Annotated in this window: 23 protein-coding genes; 9 read left to right on the top strand and 14 right to left on the bottom strand. The window is 40.7% G+C overall.

What is annotated here, in order from left to right; all coding sequences use genetic code 11:
* Window positions 1–24: 24 nt before the first annotated feature.
* Window positions 25–258: an O-methyltransferase gene (locus CL181_RS16000; RefSeq protein ID WP_255251610.1), complete on the bottom strand. Its 234-nt coding sequence runs from the start codon at window positions 256–258 to the stop codon at window positions 25–27.
* A gap of 195 nt (window positions 259–453) precedes the next feature.
* On the opposite strand from CL181_RS16000, the gene CL181_RS15995 reads away from it, so the two are divergent.
* Window positions 454–1,251, top strand: a complete 798-nt coding sequence (locus tag CL181_RS15995; RefSeq protein WP_097300326.1) for an IS5 family transposase — start codon at window positions 454–456, stop codon at window positions 1,249–1,251.
* 11 nt (window positions 1,252–1,262) lie between these two features.
* Here the strand turns inward: CL181_RS15995 and CL181_RS15990 are convergent, their stop codons facing one another.
* The 4 genes from CL181_RS15990 to CL181_RS15980 are packed head-to-tail and all read right to left on the bottom strand — an operon-like array spanning window position 1,263 to window position 3,550.
* The gene (locus CL181_RS15990; protein WP_217993201.1) at window positions 1,263–1,658 is read right to left on the bottom strand and encodes an O-methyltransferase; all 396 of its coding nucleotides are present in this window, start codon (window positions 1,656–1,658) and stop codon (window positions 1,263–1,265) included.
* 36 nt (window positions 1,659–1,694) lie between these two features.
* On the bottom strand, window positions 1,695–2,558 hold the full coding sequence (locus CL181_RS15985; RefSeq protein ID WP_097300324.1) for a DUF1638 domain-containing protein: 864 nt from the start codon (window positions 2,556–2,558) through the stop codon (window positions 1,695–1,697).
* A gap of 44 nt (window positions 2,559–2,602) precedes the next feature.
* The gene (locus CL181_RS20625; protein WP_176505274.1) at window positions 2,603–2,743 is read right to left on the bottom strand and encodes a hypothetical protein; all 141 of its coding nucleotides are present in this window, start codon (window positions 2,741–2,743) and stop codon (window positions 2,603–2,605) included.
* A 51-nt stretch (window positions 2,744–2,794) separates the two neighbouring features.
* The gene (locus tag CL181_RS15980; protein ID WP_097300323.1) at window positions 2,795–3,550 is read right to left on the bottom strand and encodes a hypothetical protein; all 756 of its coding nucleotides are present in this window, start codon (window positions 3,548–3,550) and stop codon (window positions 2,795–2,797) included.
* Window positions 3,551–3,669: 119 nt separating this feature from the next.
* Here CL181_RS15980 and CL181_RS15975 point away from each other — a divergent pair, with 119 nt between their 5' ends.
* Both CL181_RS15975 and CL181_RS15970 read left to right on the top strand, forming a co-directional pair.
* Complete coding sequence (locus CL181_RS15975; protein ID WP_097300322.1) at window positions 3,670–4,518, top strand: viperin family antiviral radical SAM protein; 849 nt, start codon at window positions 3,670–3,672, stop codon at window positions 4,516–4,518.
* A 226-nt stretch (window positions 4,519–4,744) separates the two neighbouring features.
* On the top strand, window positions 4,745–6,478 hold the full coding sequence (locus CL181_RS15970; RefSeq protein ID WP_097300321.1) for a DUF5677 domain-containing protein: 1,734 nt from the start codon (window positions 4,745–4,747) through the stop codon (window positions 6,476–6,478).
* Between the two features lie 645 nt (window positions 6,479–7,123).
* Here the strand turns inward: CL181_RS15970 and CL181_RS15965 are convergent.
* The gene (locus CL181_RS15965; RefSeq protein ID WP_217993200.1) at window positions 7,124–7,597 is read right to left on the bottom strand and encodes an SRPBCC family protein; all 474 of its coding nucleotides are present in this window, start codon (window positions 7,595–7,597) and stop codon (window positions 7,124–7,126) included.
* A 144-nt stretch (window positions 7,598–7,741) separates the two neighbouring features.
* Here CL181_RS15965 and CL181_RS15960 point away from each other — a divergent pair, with 144 nt between their 5' ends.
* The 6 genes from CL181_RS15960 (at window position 7,742) to CL181_RS15935 (ending at window position 15,278) form a co-directional block, all read left to right on the top strand.
* The gene (locus CL181_RS15960; protein ID WP_097300320.1) at window positions 7,742–8,407 is read left to right on the top strand and encodes a hypothetical protein; all 666 of its coding nucleotides are present in this window, start codon (window positions 7,742–7,744) and stop codon (window positions 8,405–8,407) included.
* Complete coding sequence (locus CL181_RS15955) at window positions 8,388–8,654, top strand: hypothetical protein (RefSeq protein ID WP_141398946.1); 267 nt, start codon at window positions 8,388–8,390, stop codon at window positions 8,652–8,654. The genes CL181_RS15960 and CL181_RS15955 overlap by 20 nt, the downstream gene beginning before the upstream one ends.
* Complete coding sequence (locus CL181_RS15950) at window positions 8,629–10,791, top strand: DNA polymerase domain-containing protein (protein ID WP_097300318.1); 2,163 nt, start codon at window positions 8,629–8,631, stop codon at window positions 10,789–10,791. Before CL181_RS15955 ends, CL181_RS15950 begins: the two co-directional genes overlap by 26 nt.
* Before the next feature lie 253 nt (window positions 10,792–11,044).
* Window positions 11,045–13,090: an ATP-dependent endonuclease gene (locus CL181_RS15945; RefSeq protein WP_097300317.1), complete on the top strand. Its 2,046-nt coding sequence runs from the start codon at window positions 11,045–11,047 to the stop codon at window positions 13,088–13,090.
* A 10-nt stretch (window positions 13,091–13,100) separates the two neighbouring features.
* Window positions 13,101–14,975 carry a UvrD-helicase domain-containing protein gene (locus CL181_RS15940; protein ID WP_097300316.1) on the top strand — a complete coding sequence of 625 codons (1,875 nt, stop codon included), beginning with the start codon at window positions 13,101–13,103 and terminating at the stop codon, window positions 14,973–14,975.
* Between the two features lie 18 nt (window positions 14,976–14,993).
* Window positions 14,994–15,278, top strand: coding sequence for a hypothetical protein (locus CL181_RS15935; RefSeq protein ID WP_097300315.1), 285 nt, complete (start codon window positions 14,994–14,996; stop codon window positions 15,276–15,278).
* A gap of 220 nt (window positions 15,279–15,498) precedes the next feature.
* On the opposite strand, the gene CL181_RS15930 is transcribed toward CL181_RS15935, so the two are convergent.
* The 8 genes from CL181_RS15930 to radC form a co-directional block, all read right to left on the bottom strand.
* Window positions 15,499–15,771 (bottom strand): hypothetical protein, encoded by a 273-nt coding sequence (locus CL181_RS15930; protein ID WP_097300314.1) that lies wholly within the window; start codon window positions 15,769–15,771, stop codon window positions 15,499–15,501.
* Between the two features lies 1 nt (window position 15,772).
* On the bottom strand, window positions 15,773–16,273 hold the full coding sequence (locus CL181_RS15925; RefSeq protein ID WP_097300313.1) for a hypothetical protein: 501 nt from the start codon (window positions 16,271–16,273) through the stop codon (window positions 15,773–15,775).
* Between the two features lie 87 nt (window positions 16,274–16,360).
* Window positions 16,361–16,948 carry a ThiF family adenylyltransferase gene (locus tag CL181_RS15920; protein ID WP_097300312.1) on the bottom strand — a complete coding sequence of 196 codons (588 nt, stop codon included), beginning with the start codon at window positions 16,946–16,948 and terminating at the stop codon, window positions 16,361–16,363.
* A complete protein-coding gene (locus CL181_RS15915; protein ID WP_097300311.1) occupies window positions 16,945–19,083 on the bottom strand; it encodes a hypothetical protein in 2,139 nt (712 codons plus the stop codon). Before CL181_RS15915 ends, CL181_RS15920 begins: the two co-directional genes overlap by 4 nt.
* A gap of 118 nt (window positions 19,084–19,201) precedes the next feature.
* On the bottom strand, window positions 19,202–19,762 hold the full coding sequence (locus CL181_RS15910; protein WP_097300310.1) for a hypothetical protein: 561 nt from the start codon (window positions 19,760–19,762) through the stop codon (window positions 19,202–19,204).
* Complete coding sequence (locus tag CL181_RS15905; RefSeq protein ID WP_097300309.1) at window positions 19,759–22,890, bottom strand: SNF2-related protein; 3,132 nt, start codon at window positions 22,888–22,890, stop codon at window positions 19,759–19,761. The genes CL181_RS15910 and CL181_RS15905 overlap by 4 nt, the downstream gene beginning before the upstream one ends.
* A 13-nt stretch (window positions 22,891–22,903) precedes the next feature.
* Complete coding sequence (locus CL181_RS15900) at window positions 22,904–23,512, bottom strand: hypothetical protein (RefSeq protein WP_097300308.1); 609 nt, start codon at window positions 23,510–23,512, stop codon at window positions 22,904–22,906.
* Window positions 23,509–24,195 carry a DNA repair protein RadC gene (gene radC / locus CL181_RS15895; protein WP_097300307.1) on the bottom strand — a complete coding sequence of 229 codons (687 nt, stop codon included), beginning with the start codon at window positions 24,193–24,195 and terminating at the stop codon, window positions 23,509–23,511. The genes CL181_RS15900 and radC overlap by 4 nt, the downstream gene beginning before the upstream one ends.
* Window positions 24,196–24,252 lie beyond the last annotated feature (57 nt).

Here is a 24,252-nt window from a genome sequence, read left to right as displayed (position 1 = left end):
ATACGGCATCCTGATCATTCCGCTTTAGAATTTCCAGGCAAGAGTTACACCATCACGAATCGGGAGCATTACCACTTCCACACGTTTATCAGAATATACATGTTTGTTGAATTCATCTATTGCTCTTTCAGTTTCATCTTCCGGGTTAAGAACCGATCCACTCCAGAGCACATTATCAATTACCAATAGACCACCAGATCGGATTTTTGGTAAGCACAATTCCCAATAATTAATATAATTCACTTTGTCAGCGTCGATAAAAACTAAGAGCCTGTCTGAAAAATAAATTTTACAATGTCAGGTCAAATAATTATTTTTCATATTATTTTAATTATAAATAACAATTCAATAATCCAACTTTTCAAAAACAATAGAATATATCAATTTTTTATATTTAATAAAAAAATTTTAAATATTTAGTTCAACAATTTTGATGCTAAGGTAAATTTATTTATGATATCATATCAGTCTGATATATCCGATAAGGATTGGCAAAAGGTTGAACCTCACATTCCAAAACCAAAAACAAAACGAGGCAGAAAACGTGAACATGCTGTTCGAATAATATTTAATGCTATTTTTTATATATTGCGTTCAGGTTGCCAATGGCGCATGATGCCCCATGACTTCCCACCTTGGAGCACCGTATACCATTATTTCCGTCTCTGGCGTTTGAAAGGGATCTGGGAACAAATAAATACTGATTTGAGGAGTGAATTGCGAATCGCTGATGGTCGCCAACCAGAACCAAGCGCAGCGATAATAGATAGCCAATCAGTAAAAACAACTGAAACTCGCGGTGTGCGTGGTTATGATGCTGGTAAGAAGATAAAAGGAAGAAAACGCCACATTTTGGTGGATACGATGGGATTTTTGCTCATGGTAATAGTGCATGCTGCCGATATACAGGATCGAGATGGAGCCAAGCTTGTTCTGGAAAAATATATTGGAAAATCATCTCGTATGAGCCTGATTTGGGCTGATGGTGGTTATGCGGGAAAATTGATTGGTTGGGTCAAAGAACATTGCTGTTGGGTATTGGAAATAGTAAAGCGTAGTGATGATGTAAAAGGTTTTCAGGTTCTTCCCCGAAGATGGGTAGTAGAACGTACATTTGGATGGTTGGGTCGTTATAGGCGTTTGAGTAAAGACTACGAAGGATTGTCAGAATCAAGTGAATCAATGATTTATGCTGGTATGATCCATTTAATGCTTAAGCGATTGGCTCGAAGAGGTTCTTCCATTTCATAAAAAAGGAATTTTCATACAGGCTCTAAGTCGAAGAGACCTTCAATAGTCTTGAGTGTTTCAAGGGCAGGACCGAACCTGAGTTCAATCTTCTTCCCATGTGGACTCCTGCTCCAGTATTTTTTGGCGATTTGAGTAGTCTCAGGGTCAATATCGCAGGTGATCAGCTTACCATCATCGGGTAATCCTTCTGCCATAACAAGCGAACTGTAACCTGTAAATGTTCCTAATTCAAGGATTCGTTTTGCTCGAAGTAACCTCACCAGTATCCTAAGAAATGCTCCCTCAAGATGTCCTATTTCCATTTCTGGAAAAGCTGTATGTGCAAAAGTCTCAGTTACAAGTTCATGAAGAAGCTTTGACTCCGGATTTGTGTGTTCCTGGCAATACTGCTCGATTTTTTTTTGCACAATTCTCTTCATACCTAATAATATGATCAAAGCTAACTAAATATTCGTCCCATCTTTTCGAGGAAACCTTTTAGCGTTCTGATAACTTTGTTCCGCTATCTTTTTACTCCCCTGAAGTTCCACGATCTTCAAATCGAAAAACCGCGCAAAATCCCGGACATTTTTATCAAAGTCAGGTTCATACGAAAGCCCTGTATTGATCTTTGCAGCTCTTCCGTACAGCTTCAGATACTTTGTATCAGACTCCGGTGAAAGAATCGCATTATCTTTCGACTTCTCCTCCCAATTTGAAGCCCACATCGGGGTAAGGCAAAAAGTACCTTCGCCATTGACTAGGGATCGTGCATAGACATCGTTCCCTCCGAGCGCCAGGCTGATGCAATCCTCAACAATCTCACCTTTTTCGTCTTTCAGGAAGTAAAGCTGGCACCCAAGATTTTCAAAATCTTTTTCCAGGTTCGAAAGTGAATGCCCACATGTGCCGTAGAAAATGAGAATCCTGTCTGAAAACCGGGACATTTCCATGATTTTCCTGTAAACTTCTACTCTTACCATTTCAACATCGGCATGTAGTCCCCGTCTCAACATATTGGCTACAACTGTTACTTTTGGTTTATGCTGGTTTTCCATTTTGCTGACGATTTTTTTGATAAAATTAAAGCGGCAGAGTGGTTTCAGGATTGTCGGAAGGGTTTGGTTGTTTTCTCGAATCAGGATTTCCAGAACTCTATCCAGTGGAATAAGCGTTGGAAAGCATCCCAGGGATTTTAGTTTCCTTTGCAGCCCGAAATGTTCACCGTTCTCTACAAGTATCAACTGGACAAGCTCCCTATCGCTTGAGAGAACATATGCGAGTTCATCTTCAAGCATACCGCATACAATTATGCTTAATACTGGCATTTAATATGTATCCGTTCGTTGATTATACATTGTTTTTTATTTGGTTATGGCGCGATAAAGATATCCAGGGTGAACCCAGCAGCCTTCTCCTGTTTATCCCATTCACGGACTTCAGCCAGCATCTCAGATGCGATTTTACCCTCATAAGTAATCGAAGAAGCTGGAGTGGCAGGAATAGCTGACAAAAAGCACAATATATATTAAAATAATGAACTGGTGAGACTGCATTCGTGGATTTAACTTGTATTCTGTTTTAACTTGACAAAGTTTAATGTAAATTCTCCATCAGGAGTTATTTGATATACTTTCTCTTTCTTACTTCCTTCCCTGTAATTTACATATATCAAACCCCATTGAATTAAATTCTCTACAAGAGCATTAAAAATTCCTTGTTTCAATTCCCTTTTCTCCTTAGGTTTTCTTATTTGTATATATTCTTGTTTTACCTTATCGAAAAGATCCTTTCTTGATAATCGTTTGGACTTTTGTTCTTGGAGTATATTTAATATCAATACGCGGTTAGGATTTTCTGTAAGATCCTTTATGTGGATTCTTGGAACAGAGAGTTTTGTTGCATCTAAATCCTGATCAACAAGATATGGAACCGCTTCTATCCATAATCCCATCAAAAAAAGACCAATCGATAGTTGTTTTGTACCCCCTGAAACATTAAAGAAGAAGTTAGCATCTCGGTTTTCAGTATAAATTTCTATGACCGCGTTCCGAATATATTCAAGCGTATCTTTAGGTATCCTTTTTTCATGAATGCCATTTTTAACAAAAGGAGATGCGATTTTTTTGAGTTCATTTATTGAATTTCTGATTTTTTCACGCATTTCCTGTTTATCCTTAACCTCTGAATCTTGATACACTCTATCTTCGACAATGACATAGACCTTTGTTGCCCTGGATATTTCATTAACTGCAACAGGAAAGGTCAGGTGTACACTTGCTCCTGCACTCATAACGTGAATAATTTCTTCTTCGGACATTTATTGCACAACTCTCTAAATACTATCTTTACATTAATTCTACTAACTTATAGTTTTATCTATAATACTATTGATAAAACTAAAGAATTATTATATTTTTCAATACCGATTATGGTTTGATGAAAGATAGAACAATAAAATCGATAAATTGGCACATAACCGCAAAATGCAACTATAAATGCAAGTTTTGTTATGTCCAGAGACTTGATACTGAAATTTTGGATCTTAATGAGGCATTTTCCGTACTTAATAAGCTGAAAGATTCTAAAACAGATGATATTAACATCGAGAAAATTAATTTCGTAGGGGGCGAACCATTTTTACATCCTCTTTTTTATGAACTGCTTAAGATGGCGCACGCTCTTGGATTTACCACTTCCATTGTTACCAATGGTTCATTTATCAATGACCGAAACATAGCAGAGATCGGGAAGTACACGGATTGGATAGGCATATCCGTTGACTCGATCAGCAATTTGAAGGAAGCTGAGCTTGCAAGGGGTAAAGGGAAGCATGTAAGCCATGCAATAGAAGTTTCTGACCTTATTCATGAACAGGGTATAAAATTGAAAGTTAACACTACCGTCACGAAAATGACATATCGCGAGAATATGCATCAATTGATCCATCGGATGAATCCTCATAGATGGAAAGCATTCCAAATGCTTCACATAAAAGGACAAAATGATAATTGTGTGAAAGAACTTGCTATCACGGATGAGGAATTCAACGATTTTATTAACCGACACAAACATATCCGCTTAACAGGAGGGACTAAACCCGTTTTTGAGTCCAACGAGGATATGAAAGGTTCTTATTTGATATTATCACCATCTGGAAAGGTAATATCAAACTCAAGTGGTTCATACCAAACATTTGAATTCGATGATTTCCTGAATAATCCAGAAAGCGTGGTGGATATAGGTAAGTACCTGGGAAGAGATGGATTATATGACTGGAAGAAATGATTATTTTTCAGAAATATTTATTATATATATGAATGGCATTATAAGTTAGATAAGGAGATATTAACAGCCGTTTTGCGTAAAGCCTAAAAACCGTTGTACCATAGCGATATATGAGTTATTTCACAACAAGTCTAATATTAATTACACAGTGACGGCAGATTGATATAAATTGAATGAATATTATACAATGTTAAATCAGATATTTGAATAAGGATAATTGGACACAATGACTGAGAATTATACACAACATGAGCAGGAATATGATGAAATCTACATGATCCTGCTAATATATCATGAAAAATATCCAATTGCAATCAAGGAAATCGACAGGGAGATGTTGGAATCAATAAACTTAAACAATCCAAAACTCACCGCTATAATTAATCTGCATTGGCAACTTTTTAGCCTTTCCGATTCCGTGATTATGATGAACACAAAAAGAAATTATCGCGGAGCAAGCATCATATTGAGAACCATGATGGAAATAACGCTGCTGATTCAATATTTTGACAAATATCCAGATGAGGCTAGGAGATGGATTGATTTTCAGGGGATATTGATGAACAAGGTTGTTGATAAGAAAACGTATAACGAATATAGTCATTTAACTTTTGAAGGATATGAGGAACTAATCAAAAATAGAGGATATAGGGATACTTCCCATATAACTAAAGAATATTACAAAAGATCACTTACATTTGATCCGATTTTCATATGCTCGAATATCGATTATGAAAAATACATTCATGGTTTAACAAACTATGAACAGAAACGGAATTTGCGCAATTATTACAATATCCTCAGCAACGACGTGCACCCTTCTTTCACTCTTTTTGAACCATTGGAAAAAGACATTGAAGTGGAATTAGAAAACCTAATGACAGCATTGAGTTTCACTGAAATCGTTTTGAAAATAATATTCAATGAGATTCGGACCTTTATTCCTGAAAAAACTGCCAACGAAATGCACTTATTACTATTGTCAATGTTGAAGGTGCTTGACAAAAACACATTTGATAAAATCATCGACATGCTAGAATCATCGGATAACGACAAAGTTAATATTCAGGAAATTAAAACCAAGGGTTTTATTCAGTTGCCGATACATAACGGACAGAAAATTATCCATGAAGCAAATTGTCCACTCCCAGATGATCTCGTGAAGGAATATCAGACTGAAAGAAAGCAGAACCCAAAGAGAACGAATTTCTATTTTGATTTGGCAAAAAGATATTTTGGACTCTCTGAAAAAACAGTATATGTCATAGACTTGGACATCAATAAAATAGAGGGAGATGAGAATAAAGACCTGTTTAGTGTATTGTCTGCAATTTTATTGAACAATAGTATCTTGATCCATACAATCATTGATTTTAATAATTATCGCAAATACTCTGAGTCACAGGCAATTCTGCGTTTTATTGTTGAATCTGCTCAAATGGTATTGTACTTTCATCAGCATCCTAACGAGATAAAAAGATGGGGCGACCTTCAACAATTGTGTATTCAGAGATCTATATTCAACGAGAATATAAAATGGTATGCAGCGATGGATTACGAAGGTTTCAGGTCTTACCTTCAGGAAAAAAAATACCCAAAAAAGATTTTCAATCTAATTAATGAAAAAAATTATTCTTCTGCAAAATGGTTCTCTCCATCATTCATTCACTGGCAAATAGATTATGGTACGTTATATAAAGAGAAGTATATGAAAGATGTGTTCCACGAGTTGTCAGACATCATATCGCTGCATTCACATCCTTCAATAGCTACGTCATTATATAAAAACGAACGACTAATCGATGAAGAGATTTTTATATTGAGTACTGCCTATGAGATGTACATTATAATGGTTGATGTTATCTTGAGCCGATACCAGAAATACTTTCCTAAACAAAAAGTCGATGATCTGATTGAAATATTAAATACACCAATAAAAGAAGAAAAGGAATCTTCATGAAAATAGTATCCTTTTTGAATTGCTTCACTTGATATATCTGGCATATGCGCGAAACTATGGAGAGGAGTTCGCCAGGAAGCTGCAAGCCGTCTCATAGAGGAATATAATTTATACATATGGCAAGACCGCATATGGAAGGAAGAAAAGGCTGGTTATAGGACAATGAAATGCAGAGGTCAAGAGCATCTTCTGTGGATGCGATACAGCGAACATTTGCAATAGGAATAGTGTGGTGAGGCCACGCCTAATCCCGCACGCTGCAACAGCGGCCAATCATTGATGAATAGAGTCATACATAAGGGCAGGCTCAATCTCAATATCTCCGGCTGCCCCATTACAATAGTAACTTCCTGCCCCTTCAATCAGATATCCACGCGCGCCTATTTGCAGTAAAAACGAGATGAGTTAAAGCGATATGATAGCCGAATCCGGCGACTCTCTGGAGCGAGAGCGAAAGAGTGTCGCCACAGCCAGCAGCGACAATGACCGCAAGGCATGAGCCGTGCCTGAAATGCGCGAAGCTTTTGTTGAGCGCATGAAGGATGCGGTGATTGGAGCGTACGGACAATAGTAACCATTATTCCTTGAAATTCATATCATTTAATGAATTCTGATAAGGTTCTTGATGTTTTTGTTTGGCTATTCCTAGGCCCCCTCGACTAGCACCGCCAGTTTCGCAAGTGCCATTCGCAAGCCTGCTTCGTTGTCGGCGGTCGACAGGCTGGGTGGCAGTCCTTCGTGCACCCCAAGGACATCGGTGCCGCCGTCTGCATCGGTGAGAGTAATCGTGACGGTCATCTCGCCGCGCAGAGCGGGATCTGCTGTCTCAAACTCGTCCACTTCGATAACCTTTTCATTCGGCACGAGCTTCACGAAGCGGCCGCGGTACGTGTCGGTGTGCGCGGTCGTCTTGCCTTTTCCGGTGGGCTCGTTGTACGTGAGTGAGATCCGGATCGAGCCACCTTCGCGGGCGTCGAACTCATGCACGAAGCAGGTCATACCGGTCGGCACCTTCCACTTAGCGATCGCGTTCGCGTCGACAAGCGCGGGATAGACTTTTGCGCGAGGCGCGTTTATGTGCTGGCTGACGCAGGTCGAATTTTTGCTCATAAGTTTCATATTCTTATTTTATCTTCTCTTCACTCTTAATAATCATGGCTATGCCTTCTAACTTGGCAAACACTTGAATACTTTCACTTCGCTCTCAAATTGTTTTTAAGCTTATCCATCCTATCTTATTATTCCCCTCTGGATCTGAACGATATGTCTTTCTGCATTAGCTCCCGCAGTCTCCCGGTATTGCCATGTATTGACCTTCGGGATTTTAAACCCTCATGCATCACAGTAATTGAGGTTTCATCCAGTCTGGTGCCCGATGTTTTATTCCGCCTGTGCGCAGCCTCTGTTGTATCATTAGACAGGGATGCCTTATTTGTGGACGGGGGAAACAGTTTTAATCCCTACTCCTTATTAAGGATTGCAAAATCCATCGGCACAGAGCCAAAAAAGGTACTCTCCCGCATTCATGTCGCCCGTGCTTTTACCGAGTATCAGATGGATGCCCTGATACATGGACTGAAGGATGCTGTTGAGCAATGGAATCCCGCGGTCCTCGCGATATCCTATCTGCCTTCCCTGTTTTCTGGTTCAGACGGAATGAGACTGTTCGAACCATTACTTGAATTTTTAAAACTTCTGACTGCATCCTCTGGCATCATTGCAGCCGTCACGAGTTTCGGTGGGCAATGGTATGGGGATATGCTTCTTGCATCCAGGGCCGATAGAGTGATACTCATCGAGCAGCCCTCAAAGAACCTCATAAGGCTATTCGATAACGGCCACGTTTATGAGTATTTCCCAGTCCCGTCTGGGCAGATGAGATTTACGGATTTTACAGGAGGTGATGCATATGGGAAGAACAGTGCCTAGCTTTCGGATGTTGCTTGAGGAAATGATAGCAGAGCTTTCGGTATTCAGAATGGCTCTGCACGGTGAGGATAAGGATGCGTTCGATAACCTCATGAACAAGGCAAGAAAGCACGCTTCCTCCTGTACTGTTACACCCACAATTGACCTGATGCAAGCTGTTTTCCTATCTATTTTAATTGAGCAAGAGAAAGAAATCATTTCATTGCAGGAGGCGAAACCGAATGTTCCTGCTGGACGTGAGATATAATCCTGAGAATAGCACGATAACAAGATGGATTAAAGATGGGGCAGTCTGCAGGCCAGTCCGTGAGGTATTCTATCCGAGGATATACATTTCGTGCAAACCCGAACTTCTGTCCCTGGTAGCGAGCCTGCCCGGTGTTAAACACACAAATTACGAAGAGAAGAGCACCTGGCTTGGCAAAGGACCTGAAAAAGTAATATCTGCTACCATAGAACCGAATGCAGTTTATGAGATTGCCAATATGCTTGAGGCGAAGGGATGTAGCCTGTACAATATAGATCTCGATCCCGTCAGGCAGTATATGCTTGAACATGGACTGTTTCCCATGGCAAGACTCAAAGGAGATGTTCTCGATGACAGCCAGTATTCCATTGATTATGAAATACCTGAGCTTGTAAGCATGGAACTCTCGGTAACGCCAGGCAGGGAAAAAGGAATTATCACAATGGGCGACCCTATCAGCAGGATTACCCTCGGGAACACCTTTATTGAAAATAAGGATGAAGGAGAAATGATCGCTGAACTCAATCGCGAAGTCGCTCGTGCTAACCCGGACCTGATAATAACAGAAAAAGGAGATAGTTTTGAACTGCCGTATCTGCATTACCGCGCATCGCTTCATGATATCGATCTTCAGCTTGGAAGAGAGAAAGATATCCTGCCAGAAGGAAGTGGAAAATCGTATTTCAGCTACGGCAGGATAATCTATAAGCCGAAAGGCTATATGCTCTCAGGCCGGCTGCATCTTGACAGATCAATCTTTGTTTTCAGGGAAGGAGGTCTGCTTGGGTTGATCGACCTTTCCCGCATAACAGGGATACCGATGCAGGAGCTATCGCGCCTGAGTCCCGGCAGTGCTGTGACGGCACTTCAGGTTAATCAGGCTCTGCGTGATGGCGTACTCGTTCCCTGGAAGCGCAACCTTGCAGAATACTGGAAAACGGCTGAGGAACTCCTCATTGCTGACAGGGGTGCTTTAGTTATAGAGCCGAAAGTAGGACTGCATGAGAACGCATTTGAGATAGACTTCACATCGCTTTTCCCAAATATCATGGTGAAACACAACATATCGCCTGAAACAGTGTTATGCGGATGCTGCCCGGATTCGGAAAAGCGCGTTCCGTTTACGCACTACAACATCTGCCAGCAGCATATAGGATTAATCCCGCGTGTTCTAAAGCCTTTGATAGAAAGGCGGATGACCTACAAGAGACGCATTATAGAGTTCCCGTTGAGAGCAGAAGAATACGAGATGAAACAGAACATACTCAAATGGCTGCTTGTGACAAGCTTTGGTTACATGGGATTTAACAAAGCGCGGTTTGGGAGAATAGAATGTCATGAATCCATAACAGCATATGGACGGGATATCTTGCTTCGCACAATAGAGCTTGCAGACGACATGGGTTTTGAGATACTGCACGGCATAGTGGATAGTCTGTGGGTAAAAGGGCGCGAACCTGAGAAACTCTGTGAACTTGCATCCCATGAAATCGGCATACCTCTTGAGCTTAAAGGCGAGTTCAGGTGGATCGTGTTCCTGCCTGATAAATCAAATGGAGTTGGTGCTCTGAACCGATATTATGGGGTAATGACAAACGGCAAGCTGAAAGTGCGGGGCATTGAAACAAGACGGAGCGATACTCCAAAGCTGATCAGTAACCTGCAGGACGCCATGCTTGGAAAGCTTGCAGAAGCAAAAAACGCTTCCGAATTTTACATGAAGATACCTGAAGCTATCGGTTTATTGCGGGAATATACAAGAAAAGTGCTTGGTAATGATTGTGAATTTTCTGACCTGATATTCAAGACACATGTATCCAGAGGCTGCGATGAGTACAGGCAGTTCAATAACCAATTGGCTGCCATGAAGCAACTTAAACAGGAAGGTATAGAGACACTGGCGGGGCAGAGTATTCGCTATATAATAACAGATCATAAATCCAGAAGCTGGCAGAAACGGGTTATGATACCGGAACTTGCAGACGATGACACACAGTACGACAGGGCGAAATACTATGAACATTTGCTGCGGGCTGCGGAGAGCATGTTGCTGCCCTTCGGGTACACGCAGGAACGGCTGGATGAACTTATGAAGGGAAAAATGCAGAAAAACTTGCTTATTTATGGAATATCGTGAATATAACCGGAAAAAATTTTATATATTCCTGAAAAACGCCCTAAACAGGCATAGTACATCCACAGTGTATACTATGTCTGCGGGATGGGGAGTTCGCGCTAACATTAGTAAAAAATTCCGGAAATTCTTGTCTTAAACCTCAAATCGTAGCTTACATTTACGATACGCACAAGATATTTATACAGTGCCGCCTTTTAATGCTCACAATTTGTTCATGTGATTGAAATTTAAATAATTTGAATAGGGGATAAATATGATAATTAAAGAACTCATTCTTAAAAACTTCAGATGTTTCGGGTCAGATGAGGAAACTATTGAGTTTGATAATTTAACTAGTATAATTGGTGCTAATAGCAGTGGAAAATCCGCGATATTAGGGGCCTTACTAAAGTTATTTGGCAGGAATGGAGAAGAGAGGGAAATCAAAAGATCCGATTTCCATGTACCTATGGGAAAAAAACCCGAGGAAATAGATGAAAATGATCTAATCATTGAAGCTATTATTTCCTTCCCTGAATTAGTGACTGACAAAACGGCAGCTGAGAAAACTGTGCCTAATTTATTTCAGAGAATGGTCGTAGAGGATGTTGACGGTGATCCTTATATCAGAATTCGATTAGATGCTTGTTGGAAAAAAAATAATACGCCTGATGGTGACATCGATTCGAAACTATCATTTATAACTGTATCAAGAGAAGAAGATGACGGGAATGAAGATAATAGATCTCCTGCGAAAGTAAGTGATATAAGATCAAATATTCAAATGATTTATGTTCCCGCTGTAAGAGAACCTTCGCACCAGTTGAAAAATGCTTCTGGTACTATACTTTGGAGAATTCTAAATGGGATTAATTGGCCTAAGGATATCAATGAGCAAATTAACAATAATATGAAACCCGTTAACTCTATCTTTGATAATCAAGTTGGAGTTAAACAAGTACAAACGATTATTCAGACTCAGTGGCAGTCTTTTCATAAAGATTCCAGATACACAGAAACCAAAATTAAATTTACAAATAGCGATTTAAATAGTATTTTGAACAAAATTGATATTGAGTTTTCTCCTACGGAAATTCCAAAGTCTTACAATATTAACTCCTTGGGAGAAGGATTAAAATCCTTATTCTATTTGTCTCTAGTGAATTCATTGCTTGAGATTGAATTTATATCTCAAACTGAAAGTGCTGAAGAAAAGGCATTTAATTTATTGCCTCCAGCTTTAACCATTCTAGCTGTTGAAGAACCAGAGAACCACATAGCACCTCAACTTTTAGGGAGGATAATTGACAACCTAGATCAAATCTCTAAGAAAAAGAATTCTCAAGTGATACTGACGTCTCATTCTCCTTCAATAGTAAAAAGAATTAAACCCGAATCAATTCGCCATTTGAGAATAAGCAAAGAGAATTTATGTACAAAAGTAAATAAAATCTTACTACCTGATAAAGTAGATGATGCACACAAGTATGTAAAAGAAGCAGTTACTTGTTATCCCGAAATATACTTTGCTAGATTAGTCGTATTTGGTGAAGGAGACACAGAATCTATCATTATTCCAAAAGCGATAGAAACTCTTGGTTCAAAGATAGACTCGTGTGGAATATGCGTTGTTCCATTGGGTGGCAGATTCGTCAATCATTTTTGGAAATTATTAAGTGAGATTGAAATACCTTTTATTACTCTTCTTGATTTAGACTCTGAACGTGCGACAGGAGGTTGGGGGATAATAAAATATGTAATAAATCAACTTATAGAAAATGGTATATCATTTGATGATATTTGTGGAAAAAGTGGTCTTACGCAATCTGATCTTGACTCTATGCACACATGGCCGTTAAATTCAAAGGAGGACGGACAAACAATGATGTCTTGGGTACAACACCTTGAAAGTTATGGAGTATATTTTTCATCTCCTCTAGATCTTGACTTTTCAATGCTAAAAGCCTTCAAGGAATACTACCAGAGAACTGTACCAACCGGAGAAGGCCCTCGTATACCAGACAAAGAAACTGATAATAATGGATACACTAAAAAAATAGAGACATGTATTAGACATACATTGAAAGAAAGTGGTGGAAATGGAAATTCTTATCAAGATTTTGAGAAAGAGTTGATGTTGTGGTACCCTTATTTATTCCTTGACCGAGGAAAACCTGGGACCCACATTCTCGCAATGACAATGCTGGATACTTCCTCGTTTAAAGAAAATATGCCTGAATCACTAAAAAAAGTAGTTAATGCAATTGCATCCGAGCTAAAAAATGATCCTTTTTCTTCTTTAAAACAAGTAGCTACATAGGTGATTAAATTTGAGAATTACTCCAGTTGATTGGAAACCAGTAAATGATTTAGATTTGGAAAAAAAAGCTCTGGAGACAGTTAAATCATCGAAAAATTATTGTGTACTTGCTGGCCCTGGAGCGGGAAAAACAGAACTACTTGCTCAAAGAGCTTGTTTTTTGCTGCAAACAAATACTTGTAAATGGCCAAGAAAGATACTTGCTATTAGCTTCAAGAAAGATGCAGCAAAAAATCTTGCAGAAAGAGTTAGAAAGAGATGTGGGGATGATTTAGCTCAAAGATTTGTTTCACTCACTTATGATTCATTTGCCAAAGGAATTCTTGATCATTTTAGGAAAGCTTTGCCAAATGATTATAGGCCGTCCCAAAACTATGAGATCGTTTTTGACGATAAAAAAATGTTTGATCAATATTTTGGTTCGCTTAGGCCAGTTCCTAAGTTGAATTTGAAGAGCGAAGAAAAAGAATATTGGAAGTATCTATCAGTTAAGAGGTTGCCTCTAGATTCTGGTTCAAATTGGGATTTAAATGCCCTAATATTCAGAGTTTGGATGAATGGTTTAAAGGTAGGGTCTGAGACACAATCAAAATTATCATTCTCAATGATTTCAAGATTAAGTGAGTTTTTGATACGAGAAAATAAGAAAATTCATACCGCTCTTGTTTTATCTTACAGTCATGTTTTCTTAGATGAATTTCAGGATACTACGACATATCAATATGATCTTATTAAAACATGTTTTTTTAATACAAATACGATATTAACTGCAGTCGGCGATAAAAAACAAAGGATAATGGTATGGGCAGGAGCAGATGTAGAAGTATTTAATAAATTTAAAGACGATTTTGATGCCGAAACATGTGAATTATTAATGAATTATCGTTCAGCTCCCAGACTTATTGAAATACAAAAGATACTGATAGAAAATATAAGTGGTGATAATAATAACATATCTGCACATGAAGGTTGGGACGATGAAGATGGAGTTTGCGAAATATGGAACTTCAAGAATAGCCAAAAAGAGGCAGAAGTCATTTCACATGAAATAAAAAAATGGATTGATGATGATGGTTTGAATCCTAATGATATTTGCATCATTGTAAAACAATTACCAGACGAGTATTGTGGCAATTTGATCAATGAAATGGCAAAATATGATGTAAAGATAAGAAATGAAAGTAAGCTACAAGACTTGATATCGGAAGAATGTGTCAGAATACTATTGGATGTAATTATGTGTGCCATCTCTAAAAGTGCAAAAGAAGAATGGTTGAATACACGCGAACTTACAAAATTAATGAAATCATTCTATTTGGACGAAGATTCGGATTACGAGAAACTGAGATTATTTGATCAAAAATTCAATTTAGAAATTGAAAAAATTTACAAATTATTCTTAGGCATAACTAATGAAAAAGAATTGATATCAGGATTATATAAAATAATAGATTTTTTTGGCAAAGAAAAATTTTTGAATCATTATCCTCAATATAAGCAGGGTACATTCTTCATCCAACAAATTAATGAATTATCCAAATATTTATGGAAAGAATTTGAATCATATGACAATTGGGTAAAATCTGTTGAATCTTTGAGAGGAAAAGATTCCCTCCCTCTCATGACAATACATAAAAGCAAAGGTCTCGAATATAATACTATTATTTTCATCGGTTTGGAAAATGGTGCATTTTGGAATTTCAGAAAACAACCTGAAGAGGATACTTGTGCTTTTTTTGTAGCGTTTTCAAGAGCCAAAGTGCGAGTTATTTTTACATTTTGTGAAAATAGACCTAATAATCGCTACCCAGGCAGCATATCTCATATAACATCGTTATATAGTATGTTACATGAGTCCGGATTAGTTGAAACCCATGATTTTTGAAATGTTGATACTGCGCCGATGGTTTATGCAGACTGCGGTCTGTTTCATGTGTTCTCGGATGAGGAGCGACCAATTTTTGCTGCAAATTTATATTCTGCGCTCTATCCTGACAGTAAATATTTCATGCTCTGTTTCAGTGAGCATGAGCCGGGAACATACGGGCCAAGGAGAGTGACTCAGGCTGAGATACGGGCAGCGTTCAGCAAAGGTTGGAAGATCAATTACATCAGGGAAGCGGAATTTGAAACAACGTTCAGCTCAGAGGGCGTGAAAGCCTGGCTGTCCTCTATCAGTCGTTTGTAAATACTGCTTGATTACTTTCACGTTCTTCAGTAAAAGACGATCTCTAATTTTGCCATTTCAAGAAGAGATGTTAACATGATGCGAATTTAACAAATTTAATGCTCAACTTCAATCCATAGCAATCGATTTCAATCTCCATTTTGGACCCTGCCGTCCACTTAACGTCGTCGATAATCCTGTTTATTGAATAACTGCTCGTGTTCTACGAAAAATAGATTGATTATTTATTAAAGGTGGACAGGTTTGGAACATTAACATTTTCCTTCTCGCCTTCACTCATATCAAAAATGCTTGAGATCGGTATGTATTTGACCTCCTTTTTTACCTTCTCTTTCCCTGAATGCTTCTCCTTTTGCGCATCGCAGAGTTCATAGACGATATAGTCATCCTGAACCTCCATAATCAAGCCCCTGATGTCTCCTGAGCCGAGCCCGTTTATCATGATTCTCGTTTTATCCTCTTTGAGCTTCTTTAACAGTGTCTTGAGATCCATGTTAACCACCTTTGCCCTTGTGGGTTGCTGTTGCGCTTTTTATATTTGCGAACTTGCTGACCCATTCTTCCTTTTGCTTCGCATGAACCGGATCTATCGTTTGATTTGTAACCCCTGGTTTCTTTGTTGATACCTGCATAGGTTTTAAATCTCCTTCCCATTCCTTTTTTGGAGGCTGTGATGTATCCTCCCGATTTCCGCTATTGACCATGACTGCCGGTTCAATGGCATTCTCATCCTGGACCTTCGGGATATCCTTTTGCGTTAGGAGCTCAGTGGTTCCATCCTTCTTTTCCACACAGACCCATTTCTCCTGTTTCAATGCCTTCTCTATTGCTTCCAGTATCTTGTCCCTGGGGACGCCGGATTGAAACGGTACTCCTTTCTCTGTTGCTTCGAAATCAGTTAATACCGTCCCGGTTTTCGTATTCGTTCCGAGAGTATCGTCCCCTCGCTTGCTTTCTATCCTGAAGGGGATTCTGTCTGTCAAATCATGTTCCATTTAGATCTCTCCTTATGTTCTCCTCTACCGAGGGGAATGCGCATGGCAGGGTTTGAACCTGCTCACTCGCCTTGAACGAATTGCGTTTCATATTGCCAGGTTAATCGCCCTGTTATTCATCCCGCGGAACTTGTTCAGCATCATCTGAACTCCAATAAGGGCAACTATCTTATTCCCTTCATCTATCCTGCCCATTAGCAGGTTTTCGCGGTCCTGACAAGAATAGCAGGCCGTATCGTTGCTATCAACGAACTTCAGATTATCACTGGCTTTCTCTAACTTTGGGAATGCTGATACCGTCCTTCCGGAAGAGCGCAGATCCAGGAAATCCACTTTTTTTGAGAAACAGTATTTTATGACCAGTTCCCTTGTTGGATCATTGTCCACGCAGAGAAATATGAGATCGTAGCCTTTGAGCTGTTTATCCGATTTTATTCTGTCCTTTATCGCTGTAACGCCAACGTGCTTGAACCTTTTTGCCAATGCCTGGGCCTTGTTCAATCCGGCTTCCGCAAAAGTGAAATTCTGGTACTTTACCTGCTCCATTTCTGCCAGGTCATTATCTGCAATTACCAGATCCGTATTTGGGTCAATCTGTTCTATCTCGATTAACCTGCAAACCTCTGCGATAAGATACGATCCAATGCCGCCAGCCCCGATTATAAGAATCTTCATAACTCTGGCTCCAATTCTAACGTATGAATTTCATCTGCTACTTTGAGGTCGTGCGCTAACATCAAGAGTCTTTTAGCCAGGGCATCCTTGCGTCCCCATTCTTCATCTGTTGATGTACCCATATCCACAATGCAACAGTATCTCCCCTTGCCGCCATTCTCCATATCGTACACTGCAAGGGTATTTGAGTTAACTGTGTATGGCTTCCCGCTCTTACCGACCACTAAGTAGCCATCTTTTAACTTCTCGGCCTTACTAAGCCTTACTGCCTCTGCCAGGAAACCGTTTGCTTTCTTTAACTTCTCTGCATTCTCCAGGCGTCTTCTTTCCTGTAACCTTGCATATTCCTGTTCACCGTTCTTTATTATTTCTCCGATCTCTTTTGGTGATATCCCCTTGATCGCCTTATACAGAAGCCTTATTGTTCTCTGGAGATATCCGCCACCTCCGTAACCTATCCTCGCGCTGTTAATGTCCTTCCCAAGATCAAAGAACGCGTTTAAATCCTGTATCTGATAATCCGTTCCATTGATAGTGGTGAAATTCTTATTCTTCTCGCGATGTAAAGGCAGCGAAAGGATCATCTTAGCTTCATCTGTTGGAAGCTCATTATCTGTTGTTTTATCTATCTTGAGTTCAAATGAGATCCCACCATCTGAGAGAACCTTCTGCAGTGTCAGATTAACCCTTGAACTGTATGCCAGATATTGATCGAAATCATTCTGATTCCTGTGAAACAGAGCTGTGAATATTACATCTACAAGGTCATTCTTTGCTATCCTGTGGTCATTTACAAAAATGCTATTTTTCCGGTTCTCAATACACAGCTTCACTTTTCCGATCAGTATTGTTTCTTTTCCAGCGAAATTACATACGTAATTCACTCCAGAAGAATAGTTGCTCCATACTGCATCTATGTTCAGAATAAAACAAATGAAGTCCTTTACTATTTTCGAGAACTCCGGTTCCCTTTGGAGATGAATGTTATTACGCATCACAAAATGACCCAGCCTATCGTTTTTAACGAGAACGCCTTCACATTCTATGCTATTCTTCGTGAACGTAATACCCTGTCTTACTACCTTTCCCTTTTTGAACTGCGCCTCTATATTCTTTACAAGTGCTTTCTTCGCTTCCTCTTCCTGGTGATGCCTTGTCGCGCTCATCACCTCAATTCGTAGAAGAGTCTGCTTTTTATTGAACTCGTCAGCTGTAAGGAGAGTCCATCTCTTGCCGTTGAGATTCTCTGCCTCCCTTCCTGAGAAAAGCCGTTTTGAAAAAACTTTCAGTTCCGGATAGTCTATTTTCTCAAAAAGGTCATCATCCAGCCATATCTCTGCAGTTTCATCTATCCCATTCGGAAGATACATTTCCCGGTTAAGGTCTACATAGTTGTACTGAGGATTGCCTGGCTTAAAGCACCTGATCATAAGGACATTGCCCTTCACGGATTCGAACCATGCGGGGTTATACATCATACCTCCCCTTCTCTTCTCGTAATCATCTGACCTCTGGATGATAGCCATCCTTCTGTTGTTCCTCTCGAAGACTTTGATGATCCTGGGGACGTTTTTCCTGGCAACCTTAACTTCTCTCTCAAACTTCTCGTAATCCTCGCCAAAAAGCCAGAAAAGAGCCCGTAGCTGTCTTTCGATGAGCTTTGTCTTTAGCTCTCCCCATGTAGCTCTCTTATCTTCATCATAAGAGTGCAGTTCGTTGTAGTGAGTGTCATCGTAAAAACGCCCGAGCTCCTTGGGGAAGTTATCAATGAACCTCTCGCATATCCTGTCCTTTAACTCTTCCATGTTATTGGATCTGAATTTCATATCGGTATCCAGCGCCCTGTACTGCGCGATTGCATGAAGCGTATATATCTCCTCTGGCAGTTCATCGAAGGGTATGAGAGTCTTAAACAGAACTCTACACGGTGTAGGAAAATCTTTCTTTATTTCCCTGATTATGATTTTGTGGTTCTCATCATGGCTGACGGCTATGGAATAGCCCTGCCTGACGCATCGAATATACACGCCAGTTCTATCCGTGGCCTTCTGTTCTCTCTCCAGATCGGAAAACTCCTCTTCGGTGATAGAGAGTGAATGAATGCTATCGAAAACTCGTAGAGCATTGAGATCCATTTTACATCACCTCTTATATATTGAGAGCTTGTGCTCAATGGGATATTCTGAAACTGAAAACGCCTGATTTTAGGGCTGCGCCCGACCTCGCGAAGCGAGGGAAAATCTGGCTTCAACGTTACTGAGGTAATCTAATTGTTTCAAGAACTGTTTCTATACACTTGCCGAGATTCCTGAGGAGCTCCCACTTCTTATCAAACGACATATTCTTGGTGTCCAGAAGATCGTTCTCTTTGAAAATCAACATTGGCAAATCGGCTCCGATCTCGTCAGGCACTTTTTTGAATCCAGGCATTACTCCCTCTTCTATTGCTCTTATTAGCAGTTGTTTATCCTTTATCTTAACTTCATGGATATCGATAAAAGACTTGACCGAATTATCTATGCCTTTTGATATGGCCCCGACTATCTGCCAACTGCAGGTCTCTTTATGAGAATGATCACGCAGCTTTATCCACTGCGCTCCCTGGGTGCTTCCCATTTCGTAGGCGTACTTCATGGTGTCTTTTTCCATATATTCCTTAAGTGCTTCCGGTGTTATATTTCCCACAAAATAAGCGCGAAGGACATTCTTGCATACCGGGCAGACATATGCTGACAGGCACATGAAGTCCAGAACCCTGAGATCGGATTTTAACGTGTTGTAGAAATATATCCTGCCGTTCTTTATTTCTATCATATATTATACCCCTCCTCTCTCAGCATCTTAATAGTGAAATCTTTGTAGCTCAACCATTTCCCGGGGTCAAAAGCAGCCGCTTCCTGATAATCAATTCCTTCGTCAATAGCCTCACTCTTAGCCTGCATCAATTGGCTCATGTATTCGTCTATGGTCCCAACTGCTCTCAAGAGGAAAATTTTGGGCTTTTTCTTTTGCTGAGGTCTGAGTATCCTGCTATACGCCTGGATCTGTTTGCTCGGAGTCCATGAAGTGTCAGCGAGAACCACAACATTCGCTTCAGGGATGTTCAGACCAACTTCACCGCATGATGTTGTTGCGAGCAGCACGTTTGTTCCGTTATTCCTGAAATCATTCAGGAGAATATTACGCTCTTTAATTCCCTGCTGTCCTATGAAAAGGTGAGACTTTACATGATACTTGGTATGAAGGATCTCCTGGACAAACCTCTGGAACTCAGGTCTTTCAGAGAATACAATTATCTTCTCTTCATTGGCGATTGCTTCTTTTATAAGGTCTATTGTCCTTTGTTGCTTTGTCGTTGGGCCGAATGACCACTGTGCATCCTTTGTGTTTGTCTTTGGCGATTGCGGAATAGTTGAGGCGAATTGCAGTTGAGTGAGGTGAGCAAGAACCATCATTTGATCAATCTTGTGGCCCTCTTCCTTCTCCATCCTTAACTGTTCCTTGAACCATCCTGCAAAATTATCAAGCCAATGCTTATAGTGCTTTATGTGCTCTGGCGACATTTTTATAAGCTCTGTCTTTATCTCAGGCTTGGGGAAGGTTATGTGTGCCTTGACATCAGGCTCATCTCTCTGGCGCCTTATCATCTTGCTACACATCATCTGCCACCATAGCTCCGGGTTTTTAATTTTTGGAACCTCGCGGCTTTTGGCTCCTGTATCCAGAGTATGATCAAACTGTGGAGTAACCCATTCGATGCTAATGAAATCCTCTTTGAACTGGCGCGTGCCTGTTGTATAACAGCTCCTGATTCTATTATCTTCAGTGCGCTCTATCGGACTATAATAGCCGTAATGATTGCGTTCTGTTGCATCACCCCATCCAAAGACAAGGAGGCTGAATATGTTCCTTGGATAGTTGGCTATCGGTGTTCCTGTTGAAAGGAGTTTGTACCTTGCTTTCAGCATCCTGACTGCTTTTGCCTGCTCACTGTCTTTAGCCTTGATCTTGTGAGCTTCATCAATTGCTATGAACTGAAACCTTCTTCTCATTGCCTTTGCGAAGGTCTTCTTTGTGTGTTTGTTGAGAGGGCGCCATAACAAGTTATAAGCAATAAGATTGAACTTTCTCAGGCTCTTGAGTTGTTTTTCATCAGTTATGATCTGATAGTCTGTTATGCCGATGTTCTTGAACTCCTTCACGAACTCATCTTTTAACTTTGGCTCTACAACAATCAGACTATGTTTGCAGCCATATAGAATCCCCAGTGCTATTATCTGTCTCGTCTTACCCAATCCCATGTGATCTGCAAGGAGGTTCGAGTTCTTCATGCTCATCCTGGCTACATCTTCCTTCTGGAATGGCCACAGCCATGTAATGCCGAGCTTATCCAGCTTCTTTAACCTTGCATGATACAGTTCCGGATACAGCGATTTAATGCCGTCATCCTTATGCAGACATATCCAATTACCATCTTTTCCTTTGATGAACTGCTCGAAGGGAGCCTGCTGCCGTTCAAACCACTTTGCCTTTTTGACTACCCAATTAGCGTATTGCGTATCGATCACAGGAATTAAACCTGTGCGCGAAATATCTTGCCACAACTCAAAAAGTGCTCGTGGATCTTCTAACAGGTTTCTCCTTCTGAGTTTTACATCTGCAAGGGATGTGTAACCACTGAGCCCCTGATTCCATTCTTTGCCCATTGCTTCCCTGAACTCATGTACTTTCAGAGCAGCAAGGAGATTATCAACCTTCAGGTTTAAGCAGCTGGCGTCCGGCGATAAACAGAGCTTAACCGTGTTCGATCCTGTCAGTGGTAGCTTTGTTAGAGGCTCCTGTACCTTATCAGGTTTGTATTTCTCTGGCCTGGTGAAATGTATGTGCCCTCTCTTCCTTATGTGGTCAGCAGCTTCTTGGATAATTCGGCCTGTTTCCGATAATTGCAATATTGCAAGTTCGCGAGCGAGAAACGCTTCATCGAGAACATCTGTTTTATGGTGGAGCGTTCCAGGTATGCTAAGGTCATCCGTTGAATAGATCACCACTGAGCATGGCCATGTGAATCCGTACTTAGTGAACGCTTTGCCTTCGATGTCCAGTCTGAAGATGAGCTTGGCATTCTGGTTTACCCATCTCTCGAATGTAAATGTATCCTCGTTCGTGAAGTAGCCGGTCGGTAACATGGCTGCCACGAAGTATCGTGCGCTCTCAATTGCAGTCTCCATGGCTGCAATATGTGACTTTATGCTCGTCCCTGGCCCAAGATCCCCCCACCCCGCATTCTTGAAACCGCAGTTCTTTTTCTCTAACTGTATTGAGAAGGGAGGATTGATCAGGAAGTAATCTGCAATTGCCCTCGGATGATGTATCATGTCATCCTGGATGATGGAGGCTCCCGGGAACAGAGTTCTTGCCATGTGAAAGGCTTTATCTTCGACTTCAATTCCCGCGAGGTCACATGAATTGTTCAGGAATTGGAACATTCTGCCCATGCCACAGCTATTATCAAAGACAGATGCAGGTGTTCCGGGTATGTCAAGCCTGAGTGCCTGCGTTATGAACCGTGTTATTATCGATGGCGTGAAAAACTGCTGGAAAGTGAGCGCTCTCTTCTTTGCCAGATCGGGAATACCCCTGTTGCCTTCTATTGCTACCGTCTGCCCCAGGGATTGATAATCACTGAAAACCCTCTCACGGTCTATATGTCCTGCCAGGACATCGCGCCACAACTCTTCGTTCGGATCACCCCGTATATCAAATGGGATTTTCCTCGAATCAAATTCGTCTTCCGTGACTTCAACTGTTTCCATCACCAGAGATATGAAATCCGGAGGGTATAATCCGGGCAATTCTGACATGGGTGCAGCCGTAATGGCTGTTATTTTCCCGTGGTCAGGTTTGATATCTTCGAATAATCCAAGCGTTAATTGACCTGTCATAACCCCTCCGTTCTTATGCCTGGATAAACTTCTCCAACCTGGCCTGTTCGATTCCTATTTTTAGAACCTCATCCCACGATTCTACCATAGGCATGAACCCTTTCTTGAAGTGATGAACAACAAGATCCAGATCGATTCCTTCAAGGTCCAGCCCAAAGCGGTCAGCCACTCCTTTTATATCTGACTCTGAGAGTATCCATGCAGGGAATGTTCTCTCTATCTTCGGGTATTGGATGAACCTTTGATGTGCGGCTGCTACCTCTTCTGGAGTGAAAAGCAGGTTCCCATCGTAATTGAACAGGTAGAACTCTTGCCAGTTAACGATTATTCGGCTTGCACTTATATCCATTTTCTCTATCACAGTCCATGGTATTTTCATTATCGAAGGCCTTCCGTTTTCAGTCATTCTGGAAGTGAAAAGAGATTCTCCCGTGTCAGCAAGAATCTGCTTCCTGGATGTCTCGAACGATGCGTCCATTTGTGACCATGTACGCCTTATCAGGGGATGCCATACTGGATTCACCGGAGTTTTTGGCTTCCAGTTATCAAGAGCCCATTGAATAAACTCTCGAACCTCTTCTGGGGAGAGATCCTGCCAGATATTTACTTCTGCCATATTCATATGTGACCGGCCTCCTTCATGCTGAAATGTCTGCAATCACCGATTATCACATGATCGAGTAAGTCTATTCCCATTATCTTCCCCGTCTCAACCAATTTCTTTGTGATCTCAATATCCTCCCTGCTTGGTGTAGGATCTCCCGAAGGATGGTTATGCGCGACTATTATATGCGCTGCTGACTGCATCAACGCTACTTTAAAAACCTCTCTGGGATGAACAATGTTGGCGTTCAGTGACCCGATCGATATTGTATCCTCCCGGATAATCTGGTTCTTTGTATCCAGGCTCAATTCAATAAAAGTCTCCCTTTTTGACTCCCTCATGTACGGATACAATCGTCGGTAAACATCTTCCGGAGAGTTTATCTTCGGTTTATCATCACTCACGAACGTTTCAAGTCTGCGGGCTATCTCAAAGACAGCAGCTATCTGGCAGGCTTTGCTCATTTTAATCCCGCTTATTTTCATTAGCTGTTGGGTATCTATTCGGGACAGTTCTTTTGGATTATACTGAGATAGAACTCGCTGGGCCAGATTTATCGCATTCTCTTTCTTTGAACCTGTTCTCAGGATTATTGACAGGAGCTCCGAATCGCTCAATGAACCGGCGCCCTTGTCCATCAATCTATTCCTGGGTCTTTCTTCTTTACGCATGTCGAGTATTCTGATGTTACAATTTTCCATCTGATTACCTCCTTGTATTGGAAATTTTTACAGAGGAGAGTTTAGAAACTGGAAAGG

The organism is Candidatus Methanoperedens sp. BLZ2 (assembly GCF_002487355.1).
Taxonomy (GTDB): Archaea; Halobacteriota; Methanosarcinia; order Methanosarcinales; family Methanoperedenaceae; genus Methanoperedens.
The sequence above is the reverse complement of the archived record's forward strand: the minus strand, read 5'-3'. Positions and strand labels throughout refer to the sequence as shown.

Coding starts and splice junctions, on each gene's coding strand:
- CL181_RS15970 (WP_097300321.1), top strand. CDS start 4,745: ATGACTGAGAATTATACACAACATGAGCAGGAATATGATGAAATCTAC.
- CL181_RS15905 (WP_097300309.1), bottom strand. CDS start 22,890: ATGACAGGTCAATTAACGCTTGGATTATTCGAAGATATCAAACCTGAC.
- CL181_RS15935 (WP_097300315.1), top strand. CDS start 14,994: ATGGTTTATGCAGACTGCGGTCTGTTTCATGTGTTCTCGGATGAGGAG.
- CL181_RS15995 (WP_097300326.1), top strand. CDS start 454: ATGATATCATATCAGTCTGATATATCCGATAAGGATTGGCAAAAGGTT.
- CL181_RS15910 (WP_097300310.1), bottom strand. CDS start 19,762: ATGATAGAAATAAAGAACGGCAGGATATATTTCTACAACACGTTAAAA.
- CL181_RS15965 (WP_217993200.1), bottom strand. CDS start 7,597: ATGAAACTTATGAGCAAAAATTCGACCTGCGTCAGCCAGCACATAAAC.
- CL181_RS15950 (WP_097300318.1), top strand. CDS start 8,629: ATGTTCCTGCTGGACGTGAGATATAATCCTGAGAATAGCACGATAACA.
- CL181_RS15980 (WP_097300323.1), bottom strand. CDS start 3,550: ATGTCCGAAGAAGAAATTATTCACGTTATGAGTGCAGGAGCAAGTGTA.
- CL181_RS15925 (WP_097300313.1), bottom strand. CDS start 16,273: ATGGAACATGATTTGACAGACAGAATCCCCTTCAGGATAGAAAGCAAG.
- CL181_RS15955 (WP_141398946.1), top strand. CDS start 8,388: ATGGGAAGAACAGTGCCTAGCTTTCGGATGTTGCTTGAGGAAATGATA.
- CL181_RS15915 (WP_097300311.1), bottom strand. CDS start 19,083: ATGGATCTCAATGCTCTACGAGTTTTCGATAGCATTCATTCACTCTCT.
- CL181_RS15985 (WP_097300324.1), bottom strand. CDS start 2,558: ATGCCAGTATTAAGCATAATTGTATGCGGTATGCTTGAAGATGAACTC.
- CL181_RS15960 (WP_097300320.1), top strand. CDS start 7,742: ATGTCTTTCTGCATTAGCTCCCGCAGTCTCCCGGTATTGCCATGTATT.
- CL181_RS15975 (WP_097300322.1), top strand. CDS start 3,670: ATGAAAGATAGAACAATAAAATCGATAAATTGGCACATAACCGCAAAA.
- CL181_RS15930 (WP_097300314.1), bottom strand. CDS start 15,771: ATGGATCTCAAGACACTGTTAAAGAAGCTCAAAGAGGATAAAACGAGA.
- radC (WP_097300307.1), bottom strand. CDS start 24,195: ATGGAAAATTGTAACATCAGAATACTCGACATGCGTAAAGAAGAAAGA.
- CL181_RS15945 (WP_097300317.1), top strand. CDS start 11,045: ATGATAATTAAAGAACTCATTCTTAAAAACTTCAGATGTTTCGGGTCA.
- CL181_RS15900 (WP_097300308.1), bottom strand. CDS start 23,512: ATGAATATGGCAGAAGTAAATATCTGGCAGGATCTCTCCCCAGAAGAG.
- CL181_RS15920 (WP_097300312.1), bottom strand. CDS start 16,948: ATGAAGATTCTTATAATCGGGGCTGGCGGCATTGGATCGTATCTTATC.